Below are 12,660 nucleotides of genomic sequence, written 5' to 3'. Positions count from 1 at the left end.
TTTTATGGATTTTACACTACTCATCATTATTATCGTCTTGGCATTGATATTTGATTATATCAATGGTTTCCATGATGCAGCCAATTCCATTGCAACTATTGTTGCTACCAAAGTGCTCACGCCGTTTCAAGCGGTTTTGTGGGCAGCACTTTTTAATTTTTTGGCTTATTGGGTTTTTGGTTTTGGGGTAGCCGATACCGTAGCTAAAACGGCCCACACCGGAAGTATCAACTTAGTGGTGATTTTAGCCGGAGTCATTGCCGCCATTATTTGGAACTTATTCACTTGGTGGAAAGGAATTCCATCTTCATCTTCGCATACTTTAATCGGAGGTTTTGCCGGAGCGGCCGTCATGCATGGTTTGCGCCACGTAACTGACCCAGAGCACGCAGGTTTTAAGATTGTGAATTGGCTTAAAGATGCCAAAGAAGGCGAATTGCTTCCTTCCGGGGTTTTGATTGTCATTTTGTTTATTGCCTTCGCGCCCTTACTCGGGATGATTATTTCTTATTTTATGTCGTTGTGGTTGATGTATTCTTCGCGCAAGAACATTTATCCAAAAATTTTCACAATGACTTTGATGGTGTTGGGTGTTTGGTTTTTAAGCACCGTTCTTACGCCATATGCCGACATTAAAAAACCAAGATTTGAAAGCGAGACTTTTAGTTTTCTTTGCGAACCAGCAAACATCAAGTGGTTTTTAGTGGCTTTTGTATTCTATAGTCTGGCTGTTTTTAACTTGTTTTTTAGTTCATTTTCGACAGCCAAAGCTGAAGCGGTACTCAAGAAAATGCAATTGTTATCCTCAGCGGCTTTCAGTTTGGGGCATGGTGGTAACGATTCTCAGAAAGTTATGGGAATTATCGCTGCTGCTGTTGCGGTTTATATCAAATCAAATCCGAATGTGGATATGTCTATTGGTTGGTTAGACCTTAATGTGGTATTGCCTTCAGAGAAAGACGGAGTTAAAATCGACGGTCACATGCCCGAGTGGATTCCGCTAACTTGTTATACTGTCATCGCTTTAGGAACCTTGAGCGGCGGTTGGAAAATCGTTAAAACAATGGGATCTAAAATTACCAAGGTGACCGCTTTTGAAGGCGTAGTGGCTGAATCTGCCGGAGCTTTGACCTTGTTTTCCACAGAGCATTTTAAAATTCCAGTTTCCACTACGCATACTATTGCAGGTTCGATTATCGGTGTAGGAATTACCAAAAGGGTTTCCGCCGTACGATGGGGGATTACTGTTAAACTTTTATGGGCATGGATTCTAACTATTCCTATTTCGGCTATCTTAGCGGCCGGAGTTTATATACTTTTGAATGCCATCCTTTAGTATAAATTAAGCTGCCTTTCTTGGCAGTTTTTTTTATTCAATCGATTTTAAAATGAAAAAAATCACGATTTTATTTTTATTGATTATTGCGAGTTCTCAGGCGCAGGTTACGATTGAACAATCTAAGAATGACAATGATGTTAAGCTTTCTACCTTACCTTATTACAGTTTTGGAAAAGGCATCGGAATTACTTCGCCCGATAGTTTGTTCCAGTTCAACATTCGTTTCCGAATGCAAAATCGTGCTACCTATCTCAAGAACGATGATGAAAATGGTGCTTATGATGGCCAAATACGGCGTTTGCGTTTGCGTTTTGATGGTTATGTAGGTAATCCGAAATTCCTTTATGTGATACAATTGTCCTTTGCTCCAGGTGATGTGGGTGAGGTTAAAGAAGGCGAGAACATCAACATTATTCGAGATGCCGTGATGTTTTACCGTCCGAACAAACATTGGAACATCAGTTTCGGACAAACCAAATTGCCCGGTAACCGCCAGCGTGTAAATTCCTCTGGAGGTTTGCAACTGACTGACCGAACCATCAACAACGCCAAGTTTACTATCGACCGTGATTTCGGTTTTCAAGTGCACAATATGAACGAATGGAAAGACAAGTTCTCTTATAATTTAAAAGGAGCTGTTTCTACCGGAGAAGGCCGCAATGTTACTGGAAAGTCTGACGATGGTGTCGCCCTGACCGGAAAAATAGAATTGCTTCCTTTCGGTGCTTTTGCCAAAGACGGAACTTATTTCGAAGGTGATATCATTCGCGAGCAAAAACCTAAGCTCTTGCTTTCAGGGGCTTTTCAACAAAACAATCACGGCAGAAGAACCCAAGGCCAACTCGGGAATGATTTGTTCGAGCAACGTACTATGAAATCTGTGCTGCTTGATGCGATGTTCAAATACAACGGATTTGCAGCCATGGCGAGTTATATGTCAAGAAGTACAACTGAAAACGCAATTACGATTAATCCGTTAGATACTACAGAAAGTAATTATGTATTTGTAGGCAATGGATTTGATTATCAACTGAGTTATAATTTAAGGTCGAATTACGAAATCATTGGGCGTTATTCTACTCAAAATGTGGGCGAAGACATCCGCAGCATTGCACCCAATACTCGTGAGTTTTCTTTTGGCGTGACCAAATACATCTGGGAACATTCTTTTAAGTTGCAAACCGAAGTGAATTTCGACAAACTCAAATACCACAACGGCACGACCAAAAACAACTGGTATCTGCGTTTCCAAGTAGAAATCGGAATCTAAGCAACAAAAAAGCGGAAATCACTACAAGGTCATTTCCGCTTTTCATTTTGGTATTGTTATTAAAAAATTACTTAATCAGTCGTTTGATTGCTGCCCACTGTTTGAGCGCATCTCGGGCTTCTACTGCCGGATAACCCAAAACCGTTTGGCCTGCCGGTACGTCGGCTGCAACACCAGAACCGGCACCTACCATCGCGCCATCGCCAATAGTCAAATGGTCTTTGATAGAGGCACTTCCGCCGATGATAACACCATTACCCAAGGTTACCGAGCCTGCCAATCCGCTGTTTCCAGCCATAATACAGAATTTGCCCAATTGGCTGTTGTGCCCGATTTGTACTAAGTTGTCGATTTTGCAGCCGTCACCCAGCACAGTCGAACTAAATTTTCCGCGGTCAACGCTAGAGTTTGCACCAATTTCTACATGGTTGCCTATCACTACATTTCCAATCTGCGGGATTTTGACCAAACCTCTTTCATTGCAAGGCCTGAAACCAAAACCATCTGCGCCTATAGTCGCGTTCGGATGTAGAATGCAGTGGCTGCCAATATGGCAACGTTCGCGCACGACAGCGCCGGGCCAGATTACTGTATGATTTCCGACAGTGCTTTCATCTAAAATAGTCACGTTGGGGTAAATGGTTGCACAATCGCCAATAGTAACATTCGGACCAATATAACAATTAGCTCCGATTTTGGTTCCGTTTCCAATTTTTGCCGAAGCATCAATAACAGCAGTAGGGTGAATATCGCTAGCAAAAACCGGTAGTGGTGGAGCGAACATCTCTAATACTTGCGACATCGCCAAATCGGCATTTTTAACTTTAATGAAGGCCCTATTTTCTCCCGGTTCAATGAAAATATCTTCGTTAACGACGGCTGCTGCTGCTTTAGAAGTTGCCCAGAGTTTCTCGTACTTTTTACTTCCGATGAAAGAAATTTCGGTTTCGTTTGCGGCACACAATTGTTCGGGTGCGGTAATTTTTTTGGCGGTAGAACCTACAAGGGTTCCATTGAGCACGGCATTGATTTCTTCAATCGAAAATGACTTCATTCGTTTTGGTTTTGGTTGGGTTAAGTTTCCAAATAAAAAGAATATGAATGAAAATACCTAATTCTTAAATCAATTTGCCATAAATCCACCGCAAAAAAGAGCTCTTTTTATAACTACTTTTGCGCCAACGCTATCAGTTTCAATACAGTTTTCCAATTACGGGAAGTAGCGCTGAGTTGTAGTTTTTTTTCAATGACCGCATTAGAAAGTTTGGTATCAGCAGCCGATCGGGCATACCATAAATAAAGTACTCGGTTTTTAGAAATGAATCGATCTCCTTGAAAATCTATTTGTCCCAATTGGGCCAAATCAGCAGCGGCAGGTTCGCCCGAAAGAAAAGCTACATAAGGCTGAGTAGGATCTGCTAAGTTTTCGGCCACAAAAGGGTTTTGGTCAACAATCGTTTTTAATTCATCTAAAGTAGTCATCCGCACCGGCACCACAAATCCGAAATGCTGCTCAATTTTCTCGGAGATTTGTTTCTCTAGTATGGCTGAATTACCGATAGCAGTTTCAAAAATAATATTGCCACTCTGGATATAGGTCGAAATATTCACAAAATCGAGCTCGGCCAGTACCTTCCGGAGCAACTCCATCTTAATGATTTTCTGACCACTCACATTAATCCCACGCAACAAAGCAATATAAGTCTTCATAAAAACAAACATCTACCATTCATTGACAATTATTCATTATTAATTATTAATTAATTCTCCTCCCTCTGTCCCATCATCATCAAAAACGCCTTTAAAAAACCGTCGATTTCGCCATTCATCACGCCATCCACATCACTAGTTTCATATCCGGTTCTTACATCTTTTACCAGTTTATAAGGATGCATTACGTAATTCCTAATTTGAGAACCCCATTCGATCTTCATCTTTCCTGCTTCAATATCGGCGCGTTGGGCCTGGCGCTTTTTGAGCTCGATTTCATATAACTGTGAACGCAACATCTGCATAGCGCGCTGTCTGTTATCTTGCTGGGAACGCGTTTCAGAACATTGAATTTGAATCCCAGTGGGTTTGTGGACCAATTGCACTTTCGTTTCTACTTTGTTGACGTTCTGTCCGCCGGCGCCGCTCGAACGCGAAGTCGTAATTTCTATATCGGCCGGGTTGATGTCAATCTCGATACTATCATCCACGAGCGGATAAACATAAACCGAAACGAACGAAGTATGCCGCTTGGCATTGCTGTCAAAAGGAGAGATACGCACTAAACGATGCACGCCGTTTTCACCCTTGAGATAGCCAAAAGCATATTCGCCTTCAAATTCCAAAGTCACGGTTTTGATCCCGGCCACATCGCCTTCCTGGAAGTTGAGTTCTTTGATCTTGCAACCAAATTTCTCGCCCCACATCATGTACATCCGCATGAGCATGGAAGCCCAGTCGCAGCTTTCGGTTCCGCCCGCTCCGGCAGTAATTTGCAGTACGGCACTCAGCGAATCGCCTTCGTCGGAAAGCATGTTCTTGAATTCGATATTTTCAATAAATGTATCGGCGAGATGAAATTGCGCATCTAGCTCTTCTACAGTAAGTTCTCCTTCTTTGTAAAATTCCAAAGCGAGTTGTAGTTCATCGGTGAGCGCGGTGGCTTTTTCGTAATCTTCAACCCATTTCTTTTTAGATCGCAGGTTGCGCACTACGGCTTCAGCTTCTTTAGCATTGTCCCAGAAATTCGGGGCGAAGGTTTTTTCTTCTTCGTTGGCAATTTCAATCAGTTTGGCATCGATGTCAAAGATACCTCCTCAACGCACCAAGGCGTTCCACAATACCTTTAATTTGTTCGGTAGTTGTCATAAATTATAATTATTTTTGGCGGTGATTTTTTAGTAGCTGTTTCCGGCTGTACGCTAAATCTTTTTTGTGACTCACTTTGGGTTCAATAATGGAATCTGGTCTTCACAAAAAAGGATACCGCTGCCATCCGGGCTAGGGCTGCAAACCCAAATCACCAATTCGTCAGCAAAAGTAAACTATCCACCTTTAGTATGGAAATAAATTTAATCAGCGATACGGTTACCAAACCTTCACCCGAAATGTTGCAAGCGATGTTCACTGCCAAAGTAGGCGATGACGTGTTCAAGCAAGACCCAACGGTCAACGATTTCGAGCAAAAAGTAGCTGAATTATTCTCAATGGAAGCGGCAATGTTTTTCCCTTCAGGCACTATGGCCAACCAAACCGCTATTAAGCTCAACACCAATCCCGGCGACCAAATCATTTGCGATAAATGGTCGCACATTCATTTGTATGAAGCCGGTGGCGCTTCGTTCAACAGCGGCGTGAATTTCAACCTGCTCGACGGAAATCGTGGCATGATTACGGCCGAACAGGTAAAAAACGGCATCAACGATCCGGAATTTTATCACGCGCCCTTATCGAAAATGGTCAGCATTGAAAACACGACCAACAAAGGTGGCGGCGCTTGTTACGAAATTGGCACTTTAAAAGAAATCAAAAAAGTTTGTCAAGAGCACAACCTGAAATACCATCTCGACGGCGCACGTTTGTGGAATGCAATGATCGCCAAAAAGCAACACCCAAAACAGTTTGGCGAATTGTTCGATACGATTTCGGTTTGTTTCTCTAAAGGCTTGGGCGCACCCATCGGTTCCGTTTTGATCTCGGATGCGCAAACCATTAAACGCGCACTAAGAATCAGAAAAATGTTTGGCGGGAACTTGAGGCAATCGGGTTACTTGGCAGCCGCTGGGCTCTATGCTTTGCAAAACAACATCAGCAGGCTAGAGGAAGACCATCGCCGTGCTAAAGAACTAGGCGCTTTACTGGAAACATTGCCTTGGGTTTCCAAAGTGGAACCGGTTGAAACCAACATCGTGATTTTCTCGGTATTGCCGCATATTGAAGACAAAGCTGTGATTGAGAAACTATCGCAAAAAAATATTGCCATCAGCGCCATGGCCAAAGGAACCTTGCGCATGGTGACGCATTTAGATTATAAGGAAGTCATGCATGATTACGTAAAAGAAGCCTTAGAGAAGCTGGCTTTTTGATTTTACGCTATTCGTGATAACACCACAAAAACCCTAGCCCCGATGGTAGCGGTTATCCTTTTGCTGCGGCGTTCGCAGTAAAAGATAGTAGCGAACAGCGGGAACAGCTTCTAAAAACCCCTAACCACTAACTACTAATTACAAGCTACTTATTTAAACAACCCATCCATTCCGGGAATATTAGGCATGCCGTCTTTGGCAGCTAAAGCAAGTTCGTGCTCGTTGATAGCCGTGGCTCTTTGAATCGCTTTGTTCATAACCGTCACCAGGTAATCTTCGAGCTGCTCTTTGTCATTGAAGAGTTCGTCTTGAATGAGAATCGATTTGATGTTTCTATTGGCAGTAAGTGTTACTTTGAGAAGCCCGTCGTTGCTTTGCTCGTCGATTAAAACCGTATCTAGCCTTTTTTTGGTTTCTTCTACTTTTTGCTGGGCTTCTTTGAGTTTGCCCATCATGCCCATAAGGTCTCCAAACATGTTGATAATTTTTAGGATTTTGGTGCGCTAAAATTACTAAATTGCCCGCTTACCATCATAAATCAAAACATGAAAAAACGGTTCTTTTTAAGCTGCCTTTGTCTTATTTTTGCCAGCGCATATGCTCAACCCAAAAAACAATCCATGACCCAGACACCCAAACCGCCTGTTGCGGCTATCAAACCGAAGACCTTAGAAAAGCACGGAGACGTAAGAATAGATAATTATTTCTGGCTCAACGACCGCGAGAATCCTGAAGTTATTGATTATCTAAAACAGGAAAACGAATATTATAATAAAGTAACCGCGCATACCAAGGCCTTCCAAGAAGATTTATTCAAGGAAATGAAAAGCCGCATCAAAGAAGACGACGAATCTGTTCCGTATTTGTATAATGGCTATTACTACATCACTCGTTTTGAAAAAGGCCAAGATTATCCGATTTACGCCCGAAAAAAAGGCAGTTTGTCCGCACCGGAAGAAATCATGTTCGACTGCAATGCGATGGCTAAAGGGCATAAGTTTTTTCAACTCAGCGGCATCAGTGTGAGTAATGACAACCGTTTTGCCATTTTTGCTGTCGATGTGGTGGGACGAAGAATTTACACCTTGCAGATTAAGAACTTGCAAACGGGTGAAATCTTAGCTGATAAAATCGACAAAGCGACCGGAAATGTAGCTTGGGCGAACGACAACAAAACCATTTTCTACACCCGCCAGGACGAAAAAACATTAAGGTCAGACAAAGTTTTTAAGCACAAATTAGGAGATGACACCGCCAAAGACCAATTGGTGTATTTTGAGAAAGACGATACTTTTAATGTTTCTGTAGCCAAAGGCAAATCGAAAAAATATATTGCCATTAGCTGTTCCAGTACTTTAACCGACGAGTTCAGAACCATTCTGGCCGACGAACCCAACAGTGAATTCAAGATTTTTCAACCGCGCGTTAGAGGTTTGGAATACAGTATTTCGCATTATGGAGATAGTTTCTACATCGTGACCAATGCCGACGGCGCAACCAATTTCAAATTGATGAAAACTCCTGAAACGGCAACTACTAAAGAAAATTGGAAAGACCTTATTGCGCATCGCGAAGATGTTTTATTGGAAGGTATCGATATCTTTAAAGATTATTTAGTGGTTTCTGAACGAAGCAATGGCTTGAACAAAATCAAGATCATGCCTTGGAGCGGAAACGGAGCTTACTACCTGCCATTCGAAATTGAAACTTATACCGCCTATACGACAACAAACGTCGATTTTGATACGGATGTGCTGCGCTACGGCTACCAATCGATGGCGACACCTTCTTCGATCATTGATTTCAACATGAAAACCAAAGTGAAAGAAATCAAGAAAGAGCAGCAGGTTTTGGGCGGCAAATTCGATAAGAACAATTACATCGAAGAACGCCTTTGGGCCACGGCGACCGATGGAACCAAAATTCCGATGTCTGTTGTATACAGAAAAGGAGTGAAGAAAGACGGTAAAAATCCGCTGCTGCAGTATGCTTACGGATCTTACGGCGCCTCGATGGATCCTTATTTTTCTTCAACCAGATTGTCGCTGCTCGACCGTGGTTTTGTATATGTTATTGCGCACATTCGCGGCGGGGAAGAGCTCGGCCGTCAGTGGTATGAGAACGGAAAATTGCTGAAAAAGAAAAATACATTTACAGATTTCATCGATTGCTCGAAATACCTGATTGCCGAAAAGTGGACTTCACCTGAGCATTTGTACGCAGAAGGTGGTTCTGCCGGCGGGCTTTTAATGGGCGCAGTGGTAAATATGGCACCAGAGCTTTATAATGGTGTGATTGCCCAAGTTCCGTTTGTAGATGTAATGACAACGATGCTCGACGATTCGATTCCTTTGACAACCGGAGAATACGACGAATGGGGCAATCCGAACGACAAAACTTACTATGATTACATGCGTTCGTATTCACCTTATGATAACGTGACTGCAAAGGCTTACCCGAATATGTACGTTTCCACCGGATTGCATGATTCGCAAGTGCAATATTGGGAGCCGGCCAAATGGGTTGCCAAACTCAGGGTTACGAAAACCGACAACAAACAACTTTTTCTAGACACAAATATGGATGCTGGTCATGGCGGGGCTTCCGGACGATTTGAAGCTTTAAAAGAACTCGCGAAGGAATTTGCTTTCTTGTTAGATTTAGAAAAAATTAAATCGTAATTCGATTTTTTTTGTAAGTTTGCAAGGATTTGAGGTTACCGGTTATTGTTACAAAAAATCTCGATTAACCATTTTTTTATGAAAGAAGAAATAAAAGCCTACAACAATGTCTTGGAACTAATAGGAAACACTCCTCTTATTAAGCTCAATAAGCTGACCGAGCATTTAGAAGGTAATTTTTATGCAAAGGTAGAAGCGTTCAATCCGGGTCATTCAACCAAAGACAGAATCGCTTTATACATCATAGAAGAAGCAGAAAAACGCGGTATTCTTTCTCCCGGCGATACCATTATAGAAACCACTTCAGGCAATACCGGATTCAGTTTGGCGATGGTCAGTATCATCAAAGGATACAATTGTATCTTGGCCGTGAGCTCAAAGTCGTCTAAAGACAAAATCGATATGCTCCGCAGTTTAGGGGCTAAAGTATATGTTTGCCCAGCACACGTTTCAGCCGATGATGATCGTTCGTATTATAGTGTAGCCAAGCGTTTGCATGAAGAAATCAAAGGTTCGGTATATATCAATCAATATTTTAATCAGCTTAATGTTGATGCGCATTATCATACGACTGGCCCAGAAATTTGGGAACAAACCCAAGGCAAGATTACCCATTTAGTAGCTTGCAGCGGAACCGGAGGAACCATTTCAGGAACAGCTAAGTTCTTAAAAGAGAAAAATCCGAATATTCGTATTTTAGGAGTAGATGCATTTGGTTCAGTACTCAAAAAATACCACGAAACCAAAGAGTTTGATAACAGCGAAATTTATCCATACAGAATTGAAGGTTTAGGTAAAAACTTAATTCCAACCGCCACAGATTTTGATGTCATCGATAAATTCACAAAAGTAACCGACGAAGAAAGCGCACACGTAACCCGTGAAATCGCGAAGAAAGAAGGCCTTTTTGTAGGCTATACTTCAGGAGCAGTGATGCAAGCCATTAAGCAATACGCAGAAGAAGGCGAGTTCGATGCCAACAGCAATGTCATCGCCATTTTCCCAGATCACGGCTCGCGCTATATGAGCAAAGTGTTCTCAGACGAATGGATGAACGACCAAGGCTTTTTCGACAGCGTCAACGCAGAAGAAGTACAGCGAATAGAATTCATCAAATAGTTAATTAATAATTAATAACGAATAATTAATAATTGGTTTGACAAAAAATAAAAAAAAGTCCCGACAAAACAGTCGGGACTTTTTTACTTATTAATTATTAACTATTCAATATTAATTATTAATTGATTTTAACTTTCCTCCATAGTGTGATACACGTTCTGAACATCATCATCTTCCTCAATTTTTTCTAACAACTTTTCTACATCGGCAACTTGCGCTTCGGTCAGTGCTTTGGTCACTTGAGGTATTCTTTCAAAACCAGACGATAAAATTTCCAGTTTTCTATTTTCTAATTCTTTTTGAATCGCTCCAAAACTTTCGAAAGGAGCGTAGATTAAGATTCCGTCTTCGTCTTCAAAAACTTCTTCAGCGCCAAAATCAATCAATTCCAATTCCAATTCTTCAGCATCAATTCCGCCCTTTGGAATCCTGAAATTACAAGTATGGTCGAACATAAATTCTACCGAACCTTGTGTTCCTAAAGTACCATTGCATTTGTTGAAATAACTTCTGATATTGGCCACAGTTCTGTTGTTGTTGTCGGTCGCAGTTTCAATCAAAATGGCAATTCCGTGCGGCGCGTAGCCTTCAAACAAAACTTCTTTGTAGTTGGCGGTATCCTTGTCAGTCGCTTTTTTGATCGCGCGTTCCACGTTTTCTTTCGGCATGTTAGCCGCTTTCGCATTCTGGATCACGGCGCGCAAACGGGCATTGGCTTCCGGATTCGGACCGCCTTCTTTCACAGCCATGACAATATCTTTTCCAATTCTTGTAAACGCTTTGGCCATCGCTGCCCAACGTTTCATTTTTCTTCCTTTGCGGAATTCAAACGCTCTTCCCATTTCTAAACTTAAATTTTACGGTGCAAAAATAAAATATTATGAACACAGATGACACGGATTGACACAGATTTTCTAACAATAATTTAATCTGTGCTAATCTGTGAAATCTGTGTTTTACTTCTTATAAAAAGGCAACTTCACGACTTTCGCAGGAACATCATTTTTACGAATTCTGATATAAATCTCGCTATCCAAAGCACTGTTTTCAGCGGTAACATAACCCAATCCAATGCCTTTACCTAATGTTGGCGACATGGTTCCCGAAGTCACAATACCAATCACATTTCCGCTGGCATCCACAATTTCATAATCGTGTCTGGGCACGGCGCGTTCCAGCATTTCAAAACCAACCAACTTTCTGCTCACGCCATTTTCTTTCTGTTTCTTCAGGTTATCCGAATTCACGAAATCTTTAGTAAACTTAGTAATCCAACCCAAACCGGCTTCTAGCGGAGAAGTTGTATCGTTGATGTCGTTACCATACAAGCAGAATCCCATTTCCAAACGCAAGGTATCGCGCGCAGCCAAACCAATCGGCTTGATTCCGAAGGCCGCTCCGGCTTCAAATGCTTTATTCCAAATCGTTTCTACTTCCGAATTCTTGCAGTAGATCTCAAAACCGCCCGAACCGGTATAACCCGTAGCCGAAATAATCACCTGCTCAAAACCGGCAAAATCGCCCACCACAAAATGATAGTAAGCAATCGAGGCTAAATCTACCGAAGTCAACGCCTGCATCGCTTCCACCGCTTTTGGGCCTTGTATCGCGAGCAAAGAATAATCGTCCGAAATATTGCGCATGTCTACGCCTAAATCGTTGTGGCTCGAAATCCAGTTCCAGTCTTTTTCAATATTCGACGCGTTCACGACCAACAGATACTGGTCTTCCTTCATGCGATACACAATCAGATCGTCAACAATACCGCCTTCGTTGTTGGGCAAACAAGAATATTGCGCGCGACCAATCGTCAAAGTCGAAGCATCGTTCGAAGTCACTTTCTGAATCAGCGCCAAAGCATTTTCGCCCGTAAGCAGGAATTCGCCCATATGCGACACATCGAAAACGCCCACAGCATTGCGCACGGTTTCGTGTTCGGCATTCACGCCTTCATAAGTAATCGGCATATTGTAGCCCGCAAACGGCAGCATTTTCGCTCCGAGGCTTTCGTGCACATGGCTTAGCGCAGTATTTTTCATTATTCTCAGGATTTAGATTTTGAGCCGCTAATGTATTCAAAATTTGTCAATCCGGAAACTCATAAATTGCAAAATGTGTGTCTTTTTTAGAAGCCGGGAACCTGCTATCCGCTATAGTTTTGTTTGCCATCAAAAT

At 42.1% G+C, this 12,660-nt stretch carries 11 protein-coding genes; 5 read left to right on the top strand and 6 right to left on the bottom strand.

Annotated elements, in window-relative coordinates:
• The first annotated feature begins 4 nt into the window (after window positions 1-4).
• Window positions 5-1,336, top strand: coding sequence for an inorganic phosphate transporter (locus G4D82_RS06830; protein WP_166335917.1), 1,332 nt, complete (start codon window positions 5-7; stop codon window positions 1,334-1,336).
• A 52-nt stretch (window positions 1,337-1,388) separates the two neighbouring features.
• Window positions 1,389-2,609 (top strand): porin, encoded by a 1,221-nt coding sequence (locus G4D82_RS06825; protein ID WP_166335914.1) that lies wholly within the window; start codon window positions 1,389-1,391, stop codon window positions 2,607-2,609.
• Between the two features lie 67 nt (window positions 2,610-2,676).
• On the opposite strand, the gene lpxD is transcribed toward G4D82_RS06825, so the two are convergent.
• The 3 genes from lpxD to prfB form a co-directional block, all read right to left on the bottom strand.
• On the bottom strand, window positions 2,677-3,663 hold the full coding sequence (gene lpxD, locus G4D82_RS06820; protein ID WP_166335912.1) for a UDP-3-O-(3-hydroxymyristoyl)glucosamine N-acyltransferase: 987 nt from the start codon (window positions 3,661-3,663) through the stop codon (window positions 2,677-2,679).
• A 113-nt stretch (window positions 3,664-3,776) separates the two neighbouring features.
• A complete protein-coding gene (locus G4D82_RS06815; RefSeq protein WP_166335910.1) occupies window positions 3,777-4,319 on the bottom strand; it encodes a DUF1697 domain-containing protein in 543 nt (180 codons plus the stop codon).
• A 50-nt stretch (window positions 4,320-4,369) separates the two neighbouring features.
• Window positions 4,370-5,468, bottom strand: a protein-coding gene (gene prfB, locus G4D82_RS06810; RefSeq protein ID WP_166335907.1) for a peptide chain release factor 2 whose coding sequence is annotated in 2 segments (ribosomal slippage) — window positions 4,370-5,404 and window positions 5,406-5,468 — 1,098 coding nt in all. Because the reading frame shifts where the segments join, the coding sequence is not laid out codon by codon here.
• A gap of 191 nt (window positions 5,469-5,659) precedes the next feature.
• On the opposite strand from prfB, the gene G4D82_RS06805 reads away from it, so the two are divergent.
• Window positions 5,660-6,685, top strand: coding sequence for a threonine aldolase family protein (locus G4D82_RS06805; protein ID WP_166335905.1), 1,026 nt, complete (start codon window positions 5,660-5,662; stop codon window positions 6,683-6,685).
• A gap of 149 nt (window positions 6,686-6,834) precedes the next feature.
• Here the strand turns inward: G4D82_RS06805 and G4D82_RS06800 are convergent, their stop codons facing one another.
• A complete protein-coding gene (locus tag G4D82_RS06800) occupies window positions 6,835-7,161 on the bottom strand; it encodes a YbaB/EbfC family nucleoid-associated protein (RefSeq protein WP_166335903.1) in 327 nt (108 codons plus the stop codon).
• A gap of 69 nt (window positions 7,162-7,230) precedes the next feature.
• Between G4D82_RS06800 and G4D82_RS06795 the strand changes: the two genes are divergently transcribed.
• Together G4D82_RS06795 and G4D82_RS06790 are read left to right on the top strand one after the other, a co-directional pair.
• Window positions 7,231-9,366 carry a S9 family peptidase gene (locus tag G4D82_RS06795; protein ID WP_166335901.1) on the top strand — a complete coding sequence of 712 codons (2,136 nt, stop codon included), beginning with the start codon at window positions 7,231-7,233 and terminating at the stop codon, window positions 9,364-9,366.
• Between the two features lie 78 nt (window positions 9,367-9,444).
• Window positions 9,445-10,485: a PLP-dependent cysteine synthase family protein gene (locus G4D82_RS06790; RefSeq protein WP_166335898.1), complete on the top strand. Its 1,041-nt coding sequence runs from the start codon at window positions 9,445-9,447 to the stop codon at window positions 10,483-10,485.
• Window positions 10,486-10,613: 128 nt separating this feature from the next.
• On the opposite strand, the gene G4D82_RS06785 is transcribed toward G4D82_RS06790, so the two are convergent.
• Window positions 10,614-11,327, bottom strand: a complete 714-nt coding sequence (locus tag G4D82_RS06785; protein WP_166335896.1) for a YebC/PmpR family DNA-binding transcriptional regulator — start codon at window positions 11,325-11,327, stop codon at window positions 10,614-10,616.
• 114 nt (window positions 11,328-11,441) lie between these two features.
• Window positions 11,442-12,524, bottom strand: a complete 1,083-nt coding sequence (gene gcvT / locus G4D82_RS06780) for a glycine cleavage system aminomethyltransferase GcvT (RefSeq protein WP_166335894.1) — start codon at window positions 12,522-12,524, stop codon at window positions 11,442-11,444.
• Between the last annotated feature and the right edge of the window lie 136 nt (window positions 12,525-12,660).

Origin of the sequence: Flavobacterium lotistagni (assembly GCF_011392125.1) — a bacterium.
GTDB lineage: Bacteria > Bacteroidota > Bacteroidia > Flavobacteriales > Flavobacteriaceae > Flavobacterium > Flavobacterium lotistagni.
The sequence above is the reverse complement of the archived record's forward strand: the minus strand, read 5'-3'. Positions and strand labels throughout refer to the sequence as shown.

What these genes read in the sequence shown, in the direction of transcription:
- G4D82_RS06830 (WP_166335917.1), top strand. Translation starts at nt 5, where the DNA reads ATGGATTTTACACTACTCATCATTATTATCGTCTTGGCATTGATATTT.
- G4D82_RS06825 (WP_166335914.1), top strand. Translation starts at nt 1,389, where the DNA reads ATGAAAAAAATCACGATTTTATTTTTATTGATTATTGCGAGTTCTCAG.
- lpxD (WP_166335912.1), bottom strand. Translation starts at nt 3,663, where the DNA reads ATGAAGTCATTTTCGATTGAAGAAATCAATGCCGTGCTCAATGGAACC.
- G4D82_RS06815 (WP_166335910.1), bottom strand. Translation starts at nt 4,319, where the DNA reads ATGAAGACTTATATTGCTTTGTTGCGTGGGATTAATGTGAGTGGTCAG.
- G4D82_RS06805 (WP_166335905.1), top strand. Translation starts at nt 5,660, where the DNA reads ATGGAAATAAATTTAATCAGCGATACGGTTACCAAACCTTCACCCGAA.
- G4D82_RS06800 (WP_166335903.1), bottom strand. Translation starts at nt 7,161, where the DNA reads ATGTTTGGAGACCTTATGGGCATGATGGGCAAACTCAAAGAAGCCCAG.
- G4D82_RS06795 (WP_166335901.1), top strand. Translation starts at nt 7,231, where the DNA reads ATGAAAAAACGGTTCTTTTTAAGCTGCCTTTGTCTTATTTTTGCCAGC.
- G4D82_RS06790 (WP_166335898.1), top strand. Translation starts at nt 9,445, where the DNA reads ATGAAAGAAGAAATAAAAGCCTACAACAATGTCTTGGAACTAATAGGA.
- G4D82_RS06785 (WP_166335896.1), bottom strand. Translation starts at nt 11,327, where the DNA reads ATGGGAAGAGCGTTTGAATTCCGCAAAGGAAGAAAAATGAAACGTTGG.
- gcvT (WP_166335894.1), bottom strand. Translation starts at nt 12,524, where the DNA reads ATGAAAAATACTGCGCTAAGCCATGTGCACGAAAGCCTCGGAGCGAAA.